13 protein-coding genes are annotated in these 17,187 nt (G+C 51.8%); 7 read left to right on the plus strand and 6 right to left on the minus strand.

Annotated elements, in window-relative coordinates; all coding sequences use genetic code 11:
- The first annotated feature begins 213 nt into the window (after positions 1 to 213).
- The 4 genes from pyrC (at position 214) to EHSB41UT_RS03405 (ending at position 5,587) form a co-directional block, all read left to right on the plus strand.
- Entirely contained in the window at positions 214 to 1,239 is a 1,026-nt protein-coding gene (pyrC, locus tag EHSB41UT_RS03390; RefSeq protein WP_207626573.1) for a dihydroorotase, read from the plus strand.
- A gap of 60 nt (positions 1,240 to 1,299) precedes the next feature.
- Entirely contained in the window at positions 1,300 to 1,929 is a 630-nt protein-coding gene (rnt, locus tag EHSB41UT_RS03395; protein WP_242667231.1) for a ribonuclease T, read from the plus strand.
- Positions 1,930 to 2,423: 494 nt separating this feature from the next.
- Complete coding sequence (locus tag EHSB41UT_RS03400; RefSeq protein ID WP_087106948.1) at positions 2,424 to 3,740, plus strand: Na+/H+ antiporter family protein; 1,317 nt, start codon at positions 2,424 to 2,426, stop codon at positions 3,738 to 3,740.
- Between the two features lie 443 nt (positions 3,741 to 4,183).
- The gene (locus tag EHSB41UT_RS03405; protein WP_087106950.1) at positions 4,184 to 5,587 is read left to right on the plus strand and encodes a PhoH family protein; all 1,404 of its coding nucleotides are present in this window, start codon (positions 4,184 to 4,186) and stop codon (positions 5,585 to 5,587) included.
- Positions 5,588 to 5,667: 80 nt separating this feature from the next.
- Here EHSB41UT_RS03405 and EHSB41UT_RS03410 read toward each other — a convergent pair whose 3' ends face one another.
- On the minus strand, positions 5,668 to 7,470 hold the full coding sequence (locus tag EHSB41UT_RS03410) for an AMP-dependent synthetase/ligase (RefSeq protein WP_087106952.1): 1,803 nt from the start codon (positions 7,468 to 7,470) through the stop codon (positions 5,668 to 5,670).
- Between the two features lie 258 nt (positions 7,471 to 7,728).
- On the opposite strand from EHSB41UT_RS03410, the gene yaaA reads away from it, so the two are divergent.
- Positions 7,729 to 8,505, plus strand: coding sequence for a peroxide stress protein YaaA (gene yaaA, locus EHSB41UT_RS03415; RefSeq protein ID WP_087106954.1), 777 nt, complete (start codon positions 7,729 to 7,731; stop codon positions 8,503 to 8,505).
- A 67-nt stretch (positions 8,506 to 8,572) separates the two neighbouring features.
- Here yaaA and EHSB41UT_RS03420 read toward each other — a convergent pair whose 3' ends face one another.
- Entirely contained in the window at positions 8,573 to 9,937 is a 1,365-nt protein-coding gene (locus tag EHSB41UT_RS03420) for an OmpP1/FadL family transporter (RefSeq protein WP_165767134.1), read from the minus strand.
- 122 nt (positions 9,938 to 10,059) lie between these two features.
- Positions 10,060 to 10,671, minus strand: coding sequence for a trimeric intracellular cation channel family protein (locus EHSB41UT_RS03425; protein ID WP_087106957.1), 612 nt, complete (start codon positions 10,669 to 10,671; stop codon positions 10,060 to 10,062).
- Positions 10,672 to 10,857: 186 nt separating this feature from the next.
- On the opposite strand from EHSB41UT_RS03425, the gene folM reads away from it, so the two are divergent.
- Together folM and folE are read left to right on the plus strand one after the other, a co-directional pair.
- On the plus strand, positions 10,858 to 11,577 hold the full coding sequence (folM, locus tag EHSB41UT_RS03430; RefSeq protein ID WP_087106959.1) for a dihydromonapterin reductase: 720 nt from the start codon (positions 10,858 to 10,860) through the stop codon (positions 11,575 to 11,577).
- A 54-nt stretch (positions 11,578 to 11,631) separates the two neighbouring features.
- A complete protein-coding gene (gene folE, locus EHSB41UT_RS03435; protein ID WP_087107927.1) occupies positions 11,632 to 12,186 on the plus strand; it encodes a GTP cyclohydrolase I FolE in 555 nt (184 codons plus the stop codon).
- A 73-nt stretch (positions 12,187 to 12,259) separates the two neighbouring features.
- On the opposite strand, the gene EHSB41UT_RS03440 is transcribed toward folE, so the two are convergent.
- The 3 genes from EHSB41UT_RS03440 to EHSB41UT_RS03450 all read right to left on the minus strand — a co-directional run bounded on the left by EHSB41UT_RS03440 (position 12,260) and on the right by EHSB41UT_RS03450 (position 17,030).
- Positions 12,260 to 14,263: a hypothetical protein gene (locus EHSB41UT_RS03440; RefSeq protein WP_133060375.1), complete on the minus strand. Its 2,004-nt coding sequence runs from the start codon at positions 14,261 to 14,263 to the stop codon at positions 12,260 to 12,262.
- A 400-nt stretch (positions 14,264 to 14,663) separates the two neighbouring features.
- Positions 14,664 to 15,692 (minus strand): L-threonine 3-dehydrogenase, encoded by a 1,029-nt coding sequence (gene tdh, locus EHSB41UT_RS03445; RefSeq protein ID WP_087107929.1) that lies wholly within the window; start codon positions 15,690 to 15,692, stop codon positions 14,664 to 14,666.
- Between the two features lie 141 nt (positions 15,693 to 15,833).
- Entirely contained in the window at positions 15,834 to 17,030 is a 1,197-nt protein-coding gene (locus tag EHSB41UT_RS03450; protein WP_087106963.1) for a glycine C-acetyltransferase, read from the minus strand.
- Positions 17,031 to 17,187: the final 157 nt, after the last annotated feature.

Raw genomic sequence — 17,187 nt, forward strand, 5'->3', positions numbered from 1 at the left:
AAGAGGCTCACTCTGACTGGTTATTATTATCGTGAGAGATCGAGATCAATATTGATACGGTGATGCCACTGTAAGCGATCACCACCGCCTCAGCAAATAGCCTGTAATCATGCAGCAAGTCCATGACCGCAGCGTCGTCATGGGTTAGTATCTGCACCGTCGAGAGCGTCCCAATTATAAATTTCATCGTTCAAGGAATACTCTGCCGTGCAGATCACCCTGACCCGCCCAGACGATTTTCACCTACACCTGCGCGATGGCGCCGCATTGGCCACCACCGTTCCAGCAACAGCCAATACCTTCGCCCGCGCAATCATCATGCCTAACCTGAGGCCGCCGGTAACCACAGCGGAACATGCGGCCGAATACAAAAAGCGCATTATGGCCCACTGCCCGGAAGGCGTGGCCTTCGATCCACTGATGACGCTATACCTTACCGACCAGACGACTCCGGAGATGATCCGTGAAGCCAAGGCTGGCGGTGATGTGAAAGCCCTTAAGCTTTACCCGGCCGGTGCCACCACCAATTCTGATTCTGGTGTTACCGCTCTGGAAAATATTTATCCGGCTCTGGAAGCCATGATTGATGCAGGACTGCCACTGCTTGTTCATGGTGAAGTGACCGATGCGGATATCGATATCTTTGACCGCGAGCGTATCTTTATTGACCGTCATCTGCTGCCGCTGGTCAGCCGCTACCCGGAACTGAAAGTGGTGATGGAACATATCACCACCAATGATGCCGTAGCCTTTGTCACGGAAACCGGTCCGAACATCGCGGCAACCATTACGCCTCAGCATTTGATGTACAACCGCAACCATATGCTGGTTGGTGGTATTCGCCCGCACTTCTATTGCCTGCCGATTCTCAAGCGCAATATCCACCAGCATGCGCTGATTCATGCAGCTATCAGTGGTAACTCCAAGTTCTTCCTGGGTACGGACTCTGCGCCACACACTCAGGAAACCAAAGAAACTTCCTGTGGCTGCGCAGGCTGCTACTCTGCCTTTGGTGCCATTGAACTGTATGCGGAAGTCTTTGATGAGCATGGTGCTCTGGATAAGCTGGAAGGGTTTGCAAGCCACTTTGGCGCAGACTTCTATGGTCTTCCACGCAACACCGAAGCCATCACTCTGGAGAAGAAACCGCAGCCTGTTCCCGAATCTTTGCCTTTTGGTAATCACCAAGTCGTTCCCCTGAAGGCCGGTGAACATTTACAATGGACCCGAATCTCTTAATTGATGAACACTTGTCCGGCGAGCACAGATTCGCCGGACGAGTCTGAATAAGGCATAGATGTGAGCCAATCTGACCCGAAAGCCCTGATGTCCGAACGTTTCCGCGGTTATCTGCCGGTTGTCGTTGATGTTGAAACCGGTGGTTTCAACGCACAGACCGATGCCCTGCTGGAAATTGCAGTGGTGACTATCGGTATGGATGAACAGGGGTTTGTCTTCCCGGAAGCCCGTGAGTCCGCTCATGTGGTGCCCTTTGAAGGCGCAAATATCGAAAAGTCAGCCATCGACTTTATTGGCATTGATCCGTTTCATCCTTTACGGATCGCTTCCAAGGAAGACGATATCCTGGCCACTATTTTCAAGACTGTTCGCAAGGCCATGAAGCGCTATGGCTGCACCCGCGCAATTCTGGTGGGCCATAACGCCGCTTTCGACCTGAACTTCCTGAATGCGGCTGTTGAACGTTGTGATGCCAAGCGCAACCCGTTCCACCCGTTCTCCTGCTTTGATACCGCGACGCTGTCCGGTCTGGCATACGGTCAAACCGTGCTGGCCCGTGCCTGTGATGTCGCCGGCATTGATTTCGATAAGAACGAAGCTCACTCCGCACGTTACGATACCGACCGGACGGCCGAGCTGTTCTGCGGCATCGTCAACAGCTGGAAAGAGATGGGCGGCTGGATCGACTGATCCCTTCCATCTTTATATCCCTGTTCCATCCAATAAGCCTGTGACTCAACAGGCTTATTTTTCACTATTGCAATCCGCTCACATCTCGGGTTATTTTAAAAATGCAGGAAGACCTGCTTACTATCGCAAAAACATACACTTAGACGCAGAACTGCGTTAAGCGAGCATAACCATGAGAGTGTCGAGAAAGACATTACAGACCACACAAATTCAGGACTCCCAGTCCTCCATCAGCCTGTCCGTAGCTCTGCACGCCTCTCATCTGCACCACCTGCATCATCACCATCATTGATTTTTATCAGGCTGCTCTACCAGCCGAAAAATTATTGATCGGATCTTGAGCCCTCTGCTCAAACCTTTTTCAGAAAATTGCCGAATTGATCAGAACTGAACCATAGTGTGCTGTAGGCACTGGTTTTCCGTACACCAGATTTCTACATGCCCGTATTCTGCATCCGGCTCAATATGATTCTAAAAATACAGGCTTCACCGTTATGAATGCAGTCGTTATTGCAGTTCTTGTTATGCTCGTGCTCAGTCTGGCACGGGTTAACGTTGTTCTCGCCCTTTTGCTGGGCGCCCTGGCCGGCGGTCTGACCAGCGAACTGGGTCTCGCTGGCAGCGTTACCGCCTTCAGTGCTGGTATTGGCAATGGTGCCAGTATCGGTCTGAGTTATGCCATGCTGGGCGCCTTTGCCATGGGTATTGCCAAGTCCGGCATTCCCGAGTTTCTGGCCCAGAAAATTATTACCATGGTTCAAAAGTCTCACCACAACCGTAATCTTGCCAAGGCTTCGATCTTGATTGCGGTACTGCTGATGGCTGTGGCCTCCCAGAACCTGATTCCGGTCCACATCGCCTTTATCCCGATTCTGATTCCACCACTGCTGGGTCTGTTTAACAGTCTGCAGCTGGATCGTCGCCTGATCGCCTGCTTCCTGACCTTTGGTCTGACCGCTACCTATATGCTTCTGCCGGTGGGCTTCGGCAATATCTTCCTGACCGAGATTCTGGCCCGCAACCTGAATGACAACAGTCTTGAGATCAGCAGTTCTCTGATGCCTCAGGCTATGATCATTCCGGTGGCAGGCATGTTCCTGGGTCTGCTGGTTGCTGTCTTCTGGACCTATCGCAAGCCCTGCGGCTATGCCGATTCGTCTATCCAGTCTTCCCGGAAAGAACCCCTAGAAATTTCTGGCAAAACCCTGTTCGGCACGCTGCTGGCAGTGGTGCTAACACTAGCAGCTCAGCTCTACAGCGGCTCCATGATTATTGGTGCCCTCTCCGGCTGTGCGACCCTTATGTTTACCGGCGTGCTGAAGTGGAAAGAGTCCAACGATACCTTTGTGCAGGGCATGAAGATGATGGCCTATGCTGGCTTCATCATGATTGCTGCAGCGGGTTTTGCCGAGGTGATGCGCCAAACCAACGCCATTCCTGATCTGGTGCAGAGCGCCAGCAGCCTGTTTGGCGACAGTAAGGCCATGGCTGTATTCCTGATGCTGATCACCGGTCTGCTGATTACCCTGGGTATTGGCTCGTCCTTCTCAACCGTACCGGTGATTGCCACGCTGTTCGTGCCACTGGGCATGGAATTTGGACTGTCTGCACTGGCGATTGCTACGCTGGTCGGTACCGCTGGCGCTTTGGGTGATGCTGGCTCTCCGGCCTCAGATTCCACCATTGGGCCGACTGCCGGCCTGAATGCCGATGGTCAGCACGACCACATCCGTGGTTCCGTCCTGCCGACCTTCCTGCACTTTAATATCCCGCTGATTATCTTTGGTTGGGGCGCCGTTATGATTCTCTAATACTGTCGATCGGCAGAGTCTTATGAATAGCCAGGTGAACAGTGTTCATTAGGCATTCATAAGACTCTACCAGACCTTGGAGAGGCCTGAAGAACATGTCAAAACGGCAATAAAAACGTCAGCAAACGGTAGGAAAGAGGGGAAGAAAAAGAAGAGTTATCTCTTAAATATATGGGGTGATTCTGATCGCTGCAATAGCTGAACCCGCACTTTTCCAGAAAAGTGGAAAATACCGCACCAACCACTATTTTCACCTTGCCTTCCCTGAAAAACTCCTCTCATAATGAAAACAGGACTGTCTGTTATTGCTGTCTGACAGCTCTGGTAGCTCTTCCTGCCGAGTGACTGACGACCAGTCGGTACAGAGCTGGAGACCTTCGGGTCAAACGTAACCCTCGCCGGCTCTGCCGGAGCCGGTGACGTTCAGGGAACAAGGAGCAGCTATGCATGATGCAGTGACGCTGGAACCGATACAGTCGCCTCGTCGCACCACATACGTCCTGGACAGCAATGTCCTTATCCACGATCCCAACTCACCTCTCAACTTTGAAGAAAATAAAGTCATCATCCCCATCACTGTTCTGGAGGAACTCGATAAGCTCAAAAACGGCAAGCAGACAATAGCCGCCGACTGTCGTCAGGCCATTCGGTTGATCGACAGTATTGTAGGACCCGCCACACCGGAGGAAATGGAACTTGGCATCCCCATCAGCCGGGATGAGAAATTGCCACCTCAAGGGACATTGTCGATTCAGATGCACAGCGCACCTGCCAATGTCACCACCCTCACCACTGACCTTAACGACAACCGCATTATTAACGACATCTGTCATTTGAAACGGGAAAACCCGGATGATGACTTTGTACTGGTGACCAAAGATATCAATATGCGCCTGAAAGCCAGAGGCTGCGGATTGATGGCGGAGGATTACCAGAGTGACCGGCAAATAGACGATGTCAGTCTTCTGCCTAAGGGATTCGTCGAACTGGATGGCAGCCTTTGGGACCGGCTCAGTGATGTGCAAAGTACCCAGCTGAATGGCCGCACTCTGCATACCATTCCACGGCTGGAGGTGTTCGGACATCCGGGCATTAATGAATTTATTATTGATGCGCAGGATTTTGTCGGACGGGTAGTCGAAACGACCAATGACACCATCACTCTGGAACATATCGACAGGGAGAAACTGCTCAGCCGTCAGGCCTGGGGGCTGCAACCTTACGATATCCATCAGGCACTGGCACTGAACCTGCTGCTGAATCCGGATATCCAGCTGGTCAACCTGAATGGCCCTGCAGGCTCAGGTAAAACCATTCTGGCGCTGGCCGCCGCAATAGAAATGACCGTTGCTGAACAACACTTCCGGCGTATTATCGTCACCCGCAGCACCAAGGGGCTAGATGAAGATATCGGTTATCTTCCGGGTACCGAAGCGGAGAAGATGGAACCCTGGCTGGGTGCCATCACCGACAATCTGGAAGCTCTGCACAGCGATGATGAAAGCACCCGCAGCAGTGTGGATTACATCCTCGACCGGGTTCCCATTCACTTCAAATCACTGAACTACATTCGTGGACGCAGCTTCCAGCACAGTCTGATTATTATCGACGAGTGCCAGAACCTGACGCCGCACCAGATGAAAACCATCATCACCCGTGCCGGTCATGGCAGTAAGGTTATCTGCCTTGGCAACCTTGCCCAGATCGACACACCGTACCTGAATCCGGCCAGCTCCGGACTCACCTATTTGACCCAGCGTTTCCGTGACTTTGAACATGGCGGGATGATTCAACTGGAGGGCGTCCCACGTTCAGCACTGGCAGCCTTTGCCGAAGCCAATCTCTAAATTGATTGAACCGAGAGGAAAAAAGGGCCGTTCATAATCTGAACAGCCCTTTTTTAGTGGATGAGATTCAAACCAGAGGATTAGTTACGGCCTGGGTACATCGCCTCAATTTCTTTACTAAAGCGCTCCATAATCACCTTACGACGCAGCTTCAGGGTTGGAGTCAGCTCGCCCATCTCCAGAGAAAATTCACGATCCAGCAGGGTGAATTTCTTTACCTGCTCAAAGCGGGCCAGTTCTTTCTGCAGAGCTTCCAGACGTTGCTGGAACATTTCCTGAATATGGCTGTGACGCAGCAGCTCCATACGGTTCTCAAACTTCACACCTACAGAGTGAGCATACTCTTCCAGAGCCGAGAAAGCCGGAACGATCAAGGCAGACACATACTTTCGGGCATCACCGACAATCGCGACCTGTTCAACGAAGTGATCCCGCACCAGCGTACCTTCCACCATCTGCGGTGCTATATATTTACCGCCGGAGGTTTTCATCAGATCTTTCAGACGCTCGGTCATCACCACATTGCCGTGGTCATCGATATAACCGGCATCACCGGTACGGAACCAGCCATCTTCGGTAAAGGCTTCGGCAGTTGCCTCAGGCTTGTTGTAGTAGCCCTTCATCACGGTATCCGCTTTCACCTGAATCTCGTTCTCTTCGCCAATCCGCATATGAACATAAGGCAGTGGTGTACCAACAGTACCGAAGTTCAGCTGGTCAGCATCGTAGCAGCTCACGGTCGCAGTGGTTTCACTCAGGCCGTAACCAACAATTACGTTGAGACCAATGCTCTTGAAGAACAGGTTGATATCCGGCTCAAGGCGCGCGCCACCACAAGGCATAAAGCGCATGCGACCGCCCAGACCATTACGCAGCTTGGAGAACACCAGCTTGTCGGCAATACGCAGGGACAAGTCCAGAATCATGCCATTCGGCTTACCCTTCTGCTTGCGGGCCAGCGCTGTTTCTCCCACCTTCAAAGACCAGTTAAAGATGGCGCGCTGGGCAGGCTTGGCGGTTGCGACTTTCGCCAGAATCGCGGCATGCACCTTTTCAAACAGACGTGGTACGGAACACATAACTGTTGGACGCACTGTCGCCAGTACGGTTTGAACGGCTGCCGGATCACGCATATAAACGTTCGTGGCCCCACGATACAACGCGTAGTAAGTCCAGGCCCGCTCAAAGATATGACTCAGTGGCAGGAAGCACAAAGAGACATCATCGGAAGTCAGGGTCAGACGCGCATCATGGAGCTTGATGGCAGAGGCAAAGTTGCGGTAGTCCAACATGACACCTTTCGGTTCACCGGTGGTGCCAGAGGTGTAAATCAGGGTCAGCAGATCATCCAGGTTATTGTTGGCCAGTCGCTGGTCCAGTTCCTTACGCTGTTCCATGCTCACAGGCGCTTTCTGGAAGGTTTCCAGATAACAGGCGTTCTTCATGCCACGCAGGTTGACCGAGCTATCCAGGGCGATGACATACTCCAGATTCGGATAGTGCTGCTGCAGTTCAACCACGGCATCCATCTGCTCCTGCTCACCGACAAAGATCAGGCGAACACCGGCATCACGCAGAATATAAGCCGTCTGACCAGCCGTATTGGTTGGATAAACCGGCACGGTTACACCACGACACCACAGCACGGCCAGATCAGCAATCGTCCACTCCGGCATATTGCGGGAGAAGATGGCAACCTTGCCCTGAACTTCCAGACCGGCGCCCACCAGAGCCAGAGCCAACTGCTCAACTTTCTGGCCAAGCTCACGCCAGCTAATATCTTCAGCTTCTTTGGCGGAATAACGGAGGGCGATCTTGTTCTGGTATTTCTGAATGCGCTCACGCATCAGATCGACAAGATGGTATTGGGAATATTCAGACATGGCGAGGAACAACGAAATCCTGCGAAAAAGTTCCGCGAGTCTGTAACCGCATTACGTGCTGGTCAATACGGTATCGCACCCACCGAAACAAAAAGAAACATTAGCTATGACATAAGTTACGATAAGCAAAGGCTGACAATAGATAGCGCCACAATAGAGAACACCATTCAGGCCGATAGAGACCCTGCTCTGGAGAAAAGCGCCTACTCAGAATAGTATGGTTGAAAAGAATTTATAGAATATCTCCGAGGAACCAACGTGCTCATAGTTATCTCACCGGCCAAAACTCTGGACTACGACACTCCGCCCGTTACCCAAACCGCGACCCAGCCTGCGTTTCTGGATCAGTCCCAGGAGCTGATCGAGCAGCTGCGCGATTTGAGCCCGGCCGATATCGGTAAGATGATGAGCATCAGTGATAAGCTGTCTGGCCTGAATGCCGCCCGTTTTGAAGCCTGGCAGCAGCCTTTTACCAAAGACAATGCCAAGCAGGCCGTTTTGGCCTTTAAAGGTGATGTTTACACTGGGCTGGATGCAGAAAGCCTTGATGAGAAAGGTTTCAAGTTTGCCCAGAATCACCTGCGGATTCTCAGCGGCCTCTATGGTCTGCTTAAGCCACTCGATTTGATGCAGGCTTACCGTCTGGAGATGGGTACCAAGTTTGCCAATACCCGGGGCAAGGATCTGTATGCATTTTGGGGTGACATCATCACCAATGCCCTGAACGAAGAGATTGCCGAACAGGACGACAATGTACTGGTGAATCTGGCATCCAATGAGTATTTCAAAAGCGTCAAACCGAAAAAGCTTGAAGCCGATATTATTACTCCGGTGTTCAAGGATCTGAAAAACGGCCAGTACAAAATTATCAGCTTCTACGCCAAGAAAGCCCGAGGCCTGATGACTCGATATATTATCGACAAAGAAATCAGCAAGCCGGCTGATCTGAAGAAATTTAACTACGGCGGTTATGTTTTTAATAAAGAGATGAGTAACGATAAAGAGTGGGTCTTTACTCGGGATGAGGCTGAGTAAACTTCAACATTAGATAGATAACGGATGGTCAGGCAAATCTCGCCCCGACCATCCTCTCTTCATAGCATCAATACCGATAGCTCAAAGCTGCCATCGCAATATGTGCACTCATTTTGTATTTGCCAGAGTAGGTAGGTTCACCGCCTTTAGATTCCCCATAGGTATGCGTTGACTCATTTACCTTATTGGTTTTCGGAATCATATAGCCATAGGCTAAATCAAGATCCCACTCCTGTGCTGGTTGGTAACGGGCACCAACAGTTACCCAGTTACGATCCCCATCTGGAATTCTGGCTGTCCGATATTTATCACTGGTAGGTGATTCATCATAGGCATAGCCAGCTCGCAGCAACCACTCTTTGCAAATTTGATACTGGCCACCCAGAGAAAATGCCCAAACATTCTTCCACTTCTCTGGCACATAACTAATTACAGAGCCTGAAGGGTAAGAAACCGCGCCAGCATTCAAATCTTCATCGAGAACAATTTTGATTTCTTTAAAGCTTTTCCAACCCGTCCACATAGCACCAGCCATCACCGTGAAACTATCTGAGAATTTATGACTGCCACCAAATTCGACAGATTGCGGAGTCTTTAATTTCAAATGACCATCGGCTTTGCTCTGTACAATCTTCCCTGCTTCACCTGCAGCAGTCGGCTCCAGCTTTACTGTACCCTTCATATTGAAATCGGTGTTAGATGTCCAGGCGATGCCGAGGCTAGTTACCCCGTCATCCCACAGGGCACCAATCTTGGCTGCCACCTGCCAGGCACTCCCCTTCACTGTGGACTTTGCGACATCAATGCCCAGATAGTTCCCGCCACCAGCTGGCGTTGCTTTCATCTGGGATAAAGTCCCCTCGATATGTGAAGCAATAAATCCAATACCGAAGCTCATAGTATCAGAGAACTTATAGCTCAGAGTGGGCTGGTAATTCACATTCTGGACATGGGATTTCAACGCTAGATAACGGCCAACAAAGTCGGTGTTGTAATCGGTTTCCAAACCAAAAGGAACATACACCCCAAAACCCAGTGCCCACTGCTCAGTAAGTGGCTTGACCAGATAAGCACTGGGCACAAAAACCGGACTAACGAACGGCTCGCCATCATCGGCAGGAGGAAGCACAGGCATTGGTGTCGCTTTGGTATTTTTAAGACTGCCAACCGGCGCAATCAGAGCTCCACCCACCGTCCATGTTTCAGCATTCAAAAAGGAAATGGCTGCAGGGTTAGCAGCCAGAGCTGCAGCATCCTGCGGCGCCGCCACTCTACCAGCAAACGCGGTACCGGCAGCAGAGGCCGACGACTCATTCAGAGCAAAACCGGCAGCCTGGGAAAATCCGGAAAATGAACATGCGCCCCCCAGCAAAGCTATGGCGCTGGCCAGTGTTTTACGGGAGCTTAGAATGCGGGGGTGAAACGATGACATGATGGACTCCTGAGCGACACTTATCATTAAATCGTTTTTGGCTTTGCTCCCTGTCGTATGATGACAGAGAGTCAGAGCCAAAAAGTGTAGCAGGGGTCCGGGAAAGGGCCGGTAAAGATGCGTTATTGCGTTCTGACAGAGACTTTCGGCAAAGACAGGTTGCAATAAATTGCCAGCAGACGAAGTACAAACACCAGCGTTGCGCAGGCTACAACGACGACAGAACGATCCATGCCACCGTCGTGCATTACGGTATAAAGAACACCACCGGCAATGGCTGCAGTCGCATAAATTTCCTGACGCAGAACCATCGGTACCCGTCCGGCCAGCACATCACGAATAGCGCCACCACCGGCACCGGTGAGCATGCCCATAATCACGGCGATCATCGGTTCAGCATTCAAAGACAAAGCCTTTTCCACACCGATCACGGTAAACACACCGAGACCCAGCGCATCCAGCACCTGCACCATATGGCGGGTACGGTGCCACCAGGCTTTACCCAGCAGCGTGACAGCCGTTGCCAGACAGACAACCTGAAGGTACAGGGTGTCGGTAATCCAGAAAACCGGTGTACTGCCCAGAATGGCATCACGGATTGTGCCGCCACCAACCGCCGTCACAAAGGCGAGTACCAGCGCACCAAAGATATCCATATTCCGGCGAGCCGCGACCATTGCACCGGTTGCTGCGAACACGCCGGTACCCAGAAGATCAAGAAAATAGAGAAGCATTAAGTCAGTCCAGATAACGGGACACGACGGCCCCGAATGTCGCTTCACAGGCAGGACTTAGCTCGGAATTAATCCGTCTTCAGTCTTGCTGGCTAAAAACCCTATTTTAAAGAAATGATCGGGTGAGAATAAAGTGTCACGATTGTTATAAGATACAAAAAAAATACCTACAACAACGGTTGCAGCATGCCCCCAGCACATTCGGAATCGATACTTATCACAGGTGCCTCTCGCCGGCTTGGCCTTTATAACGCAAAAAAATGCCTGGAAGCCGGCTTTCATGTGATAGCAACCTATCGCCACCGGACCAAAGGCATCGATGAGCTGGAACAGGCGGGCGCTCTGGTTCTGCCGGTGAATATGGATAGTCCAGAGGAAGTTGCCGGACTGATTGCGCAGATTGAACAATCGACCTCATCACTGCGGGCAATTATCCATAATGCCTCCGGCTGGCTGTCGGACTCTGAGAACCCTGAAGATTCAGAGCCACTGGATACCTTGTTCCGGGTCCATATGCAGGCACCCTGGCTGATTAACCGCAGCCTCTATCCGCTGTTACAAAAATGCCGGGGCACAGCAGATATTATTCATATGACCGATTACAATGCCCTGCGTGGCAGTATTGAGCATGCCGCCTACGCCGCCACGAAGGCAGGGCTGGAAAGCCTGACCCGCTCTTTTGCAAAAATGTATGCCCCGAAGGTCAAGGTCAATGCCATTGCCCCCTATCTGATCATTATGAATGAGGGCGATCATGTGATGGCAGAAGAAGGTACACTGCCCGTTCCGCCGATGGGGCTGGAACCCGGCGAAGACGTGATCTGGCAAACTATTGATTACGTAATGAAAAATTCCTATGTCACCGGCACAACCCTTTCCGTTGACGGCGGCATGTCATTAAAATAGCGAACAATTAAAAATTTAAAGCGATCCTGATCGAGCATGAGCCAGAACAGCAGCATGACCCCAGATATAAGCGAACACTACAAAGCCATTCTTGAAGGATTGGGGGAAGATCCTCAGCGTGATGGCCTGAAAGATACGCCAAAGCGTGCAGCCAAAGCCATGGCTTACCTGACCCGCGGTTATCAGCAGGACCTTGGTGATATCGTCAATGGCGCCGTATTTGAATCCGACAACGACGAAATGGTTGTGGTACGGGATATCGAACTCTATTCCCTGTGCGAACACCACCTGCTGCCATTTATCGGCAAGGCGCATGTGGCTTATCTGCCAAATGGCAAGGTACTGGGCCTGTCCAAATTTGCCCGCATTGTCGATATGTTTGCCCGTCGCCTGCAGATTCAGGAAAACATGACCCTGGAAATCGCCAAGGCGATTGAAGAAGTGACCGGTGCCCGTGGTGTAGCCGTTGTCATTGAAGCCAAGCATATGTGCATGATGATGCGTGGCGTGGAAAAGCAAAACTCCTCCATGACCACCTCGGTTATGCGCGGCGACTTCCGCGACAGCCTGCCAACCCGAGAAGAGTTCCTTCGCTACATTTCAAAGTGAAGTCCAAGTCAATTCCAAGTACAGACTTCGATAGTTCAGAGCAGCTTCCAAAGCTGCTTTGATATTCTCGCAACTATTTCCCTGAAGCTGTTACGCCACTGGAATAGTGGTGATTCAGATTCAGTAGTAGCTGACCAACCTCGTTTAATCCCTTCACGCTATTGCTCCCGAAATGTTCAGTGACTGCTTTCTGCAGCGGACCAATATCCGGTAATGTCTGCCTGACATAAGTCCCATGCACAAGGCTATCTGCCATGCCTGCCAGTGCGCTAATCACAACTGATAACTGCTCCCGCACCTTAAGGTCATCTTTGAGCCGTACTTCATTGCGTACAGACCTGGATGGGCTGGTAACAGCCTTGGCTTCACGATAATCGGTATACCAGGACAGCAGTGCATACATGGTTCGCAGCATGTAGAAGGTTTCCGGTATCTCACCGAGTGGCGAAAAGGACAGCTTATAAAGAGATCTATTCAGCTGCTGCAGTTCGGGAACCGCCTGACTCAATTCAATACCCTTGGGAAGACAGCTAAGATTAAACAGCTCAGCAGTAAAGAACATATCCCGCTCGCCCAAGTCTTTCATCGACATACTGTGACGTTTCAACTTCTGACAGCTGCTGAAAACCTCATCATCAATCCAGGCTTTATCAATTGGCACCAATCCCTGCATACGCCCATTTGCCAGCAGCAGGATATAGTCCAGTATCTGCTTCAGGCCGGTTTCCCCAAGCTGAGTCTGAACCACCAGCTTGCCTTTGATGGAGCCAACACTTTCCGCCTGCTGAGTAGGCCTTTCTCCCATATCCAGAAGCAGCCGGAAGCTTTTACTCAACAAGCCCAGAGAACCAATCACCGGATAGTCCACTGCACCTGTACGATCATCGGCAATCCGTCCCAAAGAACCTAATACCGCCATAACCAGACTTAATTGCTCAGAGGTTCGAGCAAGGCTGGTGACCACTTCAAGACCCGTAGCCATCCCCTTTAGTGCGCGCCGCCGGTTATCCTTTCCCAGACTCCGGTTTTGCTCTTCATAAAAGCCACTGCAGGCGGTTACCATGCTTCGGATCACCCGAACGGTACTGGAAACCACCAGCGCGGGATCACCTTCATCAACTTCATGGCTAGACCCGGCACTTTGTCCCACAACACCGGCCACACTCGATTCCAGCAGTTTCATCAAACGATCGAAAGGGGAATACCACGGAGACTCTAATGGTAATAACAGTGTCTCAGACAGAGTTTTTTGCGCAGCTACTAAACGCTGTAAAAACTCACGAAAGGGAGGTGGCTTACCGACAACCGGAACAGTAATTTCCAGCTTATCCTCAACAGATTGATAGTTCTGCAATCGGGTGTACGGTAGAACGATTACCTGTTCCGGCAGAGATGATTCACCAGCCCAGCTCTGACTGACCAGCCACATCATAAGTTTCCATACCACTTGCTCCCAGAACCGAAGATCGTTTTTGCTCCCCTCAGAGCGCATCAGCTGCATGACTGCTTTCAGTGTTTCATCATGTTCAATGGCAATGGTTTCAGCACTATCAACCAGTTGCTGGTGATACTCACTGAGAGGTCTGAACGTTATCTGCTTTCGTTCGGTATGCAGGATCGGACTGCCGGACACAGTATGCCAGCGCTGAATATTGGCGACCCGAGACACACGACGATGGGATGGCAACAAACTTTCAGTATGAGATAAAGGTTTGCGGTGCTTGCCCTGCTTCCCCCACTTGCCTGAGATAACAGCGGGACGGCTTCGGTAAGTCGTCCTCATCCGGTCGCCTCGCTTAATTCCTGGCTCCTCGCCTTCCTCAAGAACCAGATCCTCGAGTTCCATACTATCCGGCGTTTGTGGTCGGGTGCTGTCGTCATCATCCAGAGACGAATGGCTGCCGGATGACAACTGAGACGGTTCGAGTGAAAGCTTCTCAAGTTCCTCAAGAATCGATGCCCTCAATCTGCCTTCGTCATCCGGCGTAGGTGAATGAATGCCCGAGTCTTCCCCTGATTGCGGCGGTGGTGGAAGCAATAGCTCTGAAGCGAGTGGCTGTACGATCGGCATAGTCATGTCACTCGCCGTCGTATCAGTGCCAAGACTCGCTACCTCCGTTTCATCCGACGGAGTATCTAATGGGGTATTTGGAAGAGAGGAAGAGCCGGTTTGGGAGGCTTTACGCTGTGGAGCTGGAGAATCACTATCAGAATCAGAGCCACTCTGACCACCCCGTAACATCATTCCTGACACAGGCAAAGCAATACAGACTAAAAGTGTCATTAACAGACGTACTGCACCCGTCACCCACTGCTTACGGGCTTGCCATTTTACGGTAGACAGAATCCTCTCCCCCGTTCGGATCAACTTGTCCACGGGTCAAAAAGTAGCAGAGGATATTCAGATAGGCAGGGAAAAGAGGAGAAGCAGAGCATAGAGCAGCGAAAGGTCTAAGACCTTTCGCTGCCTGAAGAGCTTAAACCGTCCAGTCGAGAACGATTTTGCCAGAACGGCCGCTGGCCATAATTTCAAAAGCTTCTTCAAACTGGTCAACCGGGAAGCGATGGGTAATGATCGGCTCCAGGTTCAGGCCGGACTGCAGCATGCTGCCCATCTTGTACCAGGTCTCGAACATTTCACGACCGTAGATGCCTTTCAGAGTCAGCATCTTGAAGATCACCTGGTTCCAGTCAATGGTGGTATCCGCAGATGGAATACCCAGGATGGATACCTTGCCGCCGTGGTTCATCAGCTTCAGCATCTGGGAGAAGGCCATGCCGTTGCCGGACATTTCCAGACCTACGTCAAAGCCTTCGGTCATACCCAGCTCAGCCATCACATCTTCCAGCTTCTGCTCAGTCACGTTAACCGCACGGGTTACGCCCATCTGACGAGCCAGATCCAGACGGTATTCATTCACATCGGTAATCACAACGTGGCGAGCGCCAGCGTGACGCGCAACAGCCGCAGCCATGATGCCGATAGGGCCGGCACCGGTTACCAGAACGTCTTCACCCACCATATCCCACTGCAGAGCCGTGTGAACAGCGTTGCCGTATGGGTCGAAGATGGCCGCCATATCATCGCTGATATCGTGTGGCAGCGGGAATACGTTGGCAGCTGGAATGCACAGATACTCTGCGAAGCAGCCAGGACGGTTTACGCCCACACCCAGGGTGTTACGGCACAGGTGACGACGACCGGCGCGGCAGTTACGGCAGTGGCCGCAAACAACGTGGCCTTCACCGGACACACGGTCACCGATTTTCAGGCCCTGAACTTCCTGGCCAAGCGCTACGATTTCACCCGCAAATTCGTGACCGACAGTCATGCCCAGCGGGATAGTCTTCTGGGACCACTCATCCCAGTTGTAGATATGGATATCTGTGCCACAGATCGCAGTCTTGTGGATCTTGATCAGCACATCGTTATGGCCAGGAGTCGGGATCTCCTGCTCATCCATCCAGATGCCTTTTTCGGCTTTGGTCTTGGCCAGCGTTCTCATGGTCGCCATGGCTTGTCGCTCCAGCTCTCTGCCTGCGGGGCAGGAAAAGAGTTTAAAAATAAGTAATAGGACTTTGATCGGTTATGGCCGGAGAAAGTTCATCGCCGGCCATAACAGCGTCTTGGCTTGTTAAAGTCCAGCTCAGGCAATAATGCCCATCTCGCGGCCAACCTTGGCGAAGGCGGCAACAGCTCGGTCAATCTGCTCAATGGAATGGGCTGCAGACATCTGGGTACGGATACGGGCCTTGCCGTTTGGTACCACAGGGAAGCTGAACGCGATCACGTAGATGCCTTCTTTCAGCATACGGTCGGCAAATTCTTTGGCCAGTGCCGCGTCGCCCAGCATCACCGGAATGATCGGATGGTCTTTGCCAGCCAGAGTGAAGCCATGCTTTTCCATCTCTGCACGGAAATGCGCCGCGTTCTCACGCAGCTTGGCGCGCAGGGCATCGCCTTCTGCCAGCATATCCAGCACGGTCAGGGTGGCATAAGCCATGGTTGGCGACAGGGTGTTGGAGAACAGGTATGGACGGGAGCGGTTACGCAGCCAGTCGATCACTTCCTTCTTACCTGCGGTGTAACCGCCGGACGCACCACCCATGGCCTTGCCCAGAGTACCGGTGATGATATCTACACGGCTCATCACATCACAGTACTCGTGAGTACCACGACCCTTGTCGCCGACAAAGCCAACAGCGTGGGAGTCATCAACCATCACCAGCGCGTTGTACTTGTCAGCAAGATCACAGATGCCCTGCAGATTGGCAATGATGCCATCCATGGAGAACACACCGTCGGTGGCGATCAGCTTGTGACGGGCACCGGCTTCGTCAGCGGCTTTCAGCTGCTCTTCCAGAGAGGCCATATCGTTATTTTCATAACGGAAACGCTTGGCTTTGCACAGACGCACGCCATCAATAATGGACGCATGGTTCAGGGCATCGGAGATAATGGCATCTTCAGGGCCAAGAATGGTTTCAAACAGACCGGCGTTGGCATCAAAGCAGGAGGAGTACAGGATGGTGTCTTCCATGCCCAGAAACTCGGACATACGCTTTTCCAGTTCCTTGTGTACATCCTGGGTGCCGCAGATAAAACGTACGGAGGCCAGACCATAACCGTACTTGTCCAGCGCTTCCTGGCCTGCCTTGATCAGCTCTGGCGCATTGGCCAGGCCCAGGTAGTTGTTGGCACAGAAGTTCAGTACATGCTGACCACCGGCTACGGTGATATCAGAAGACTGCTGGGAAGTGATAACGCGCTCGTCCTTGTACAGACCCTGCTCTTTCAGCTCATTCAGCTGGGTTTGCAGCTGTTCGTAGAATGCAGCTTTCATCTGGGCTCCGGATAGGTTCCAACTTGTGATGACAGTAAATGTAGCCCCTGCCTATGGCTTGTGGCCTTAGGACACAACGGGCATTCGCTATGCCGCGCATGTTCTCACAGAAGCATAAAAAAAACTGTGCGGATGTTACTTGTTTTACTAGGGTGTT

The organism is Parendozoicomonas haliclonae, from assembly GCF_900174585.1.
Classification (GTDB): Bacteria; Pseudomonadota; Gammaproteobacteria; order Pseudomonadales; family Endozoicomonadaceae; genus Sansalvadorimonas; species Sansalvadorimonas haliclonae.

Excerpts from the sequence above, each read along its gene's own strand:
- EHSB41UT_RS03400 (WP_087106948.1), top strand. The coding sequence starts at position 2,424 with ATGAATGCAGTCGTTATTGCAGTTCTTGTTATGCTCGTGCTCAGTCTG.
- EHSB41UT_RS03405 (WP_087106950.1), top strand. The coding sequence starts at position 4,184 with ATGCATGATGCAGTGACGCTGGAACCGATACAGTCGCCTCGTCGCACC.
- EHSB41UT_RS03410 (WP_087106952.1), bottom strand. The coding sequence starts at position 7,470 with ATGTCTGAATATTCCCAATACCATCTTGTCGATCTGATGCGTGAGCGC.
- EHSB41UT_RS03420 (WP_165767134.1), bottom strand. The coding sequence starts at position 9,937 with ATGTCATCGTTTCACCCCCGCATTCTAAGCTCCCGTAAAACACTGGCC.
- EHSB41UT_RS03425 (WP_087106957.1), bottom strand. The coding sequence starts at position 10,671 with ATGCTTCTCTATTTTCTTGATCTTCTGGGTACCGGCGTGTTCGCAGCA.
- folM (WP_087106959.1), top strand. The coding sequence starts at position 10,858 with ATGCCCCCAGCACATTCGGAATCGATACTTATCACAGGTGCCTCTCGC.
- folE (WP_087107927.1), top strand. The coding sequence starts at position 11,632 with ATGACCCCAGATATAAGCGAACACTACAAAGCCATTCTTGAAGGATTG.
- EHSB41UT_RS03440 (WP_133060375.1), bottom strand. The coding sequence starts at position 14,263 with ATGACTATGCCGATCGTACAGCCACTCGCTTCAGAGCTATTGCTTCCA.
- tdh (WP_087107929.1), bottom strand. The coding sequence starts at position 15,692 with ATGAGAACGCTGGCCAAGACCAAAGCCGAAAAAGGCATCTGGATGGAT.
- EHSB41UT_RS03450 (WP_087106963.1), bottom strand. The coding sequence starts at position 17,030 with ATGAAAGCTGCATTCTACGAACAGCTGCAAACCCAGCTGAATGAGCTG.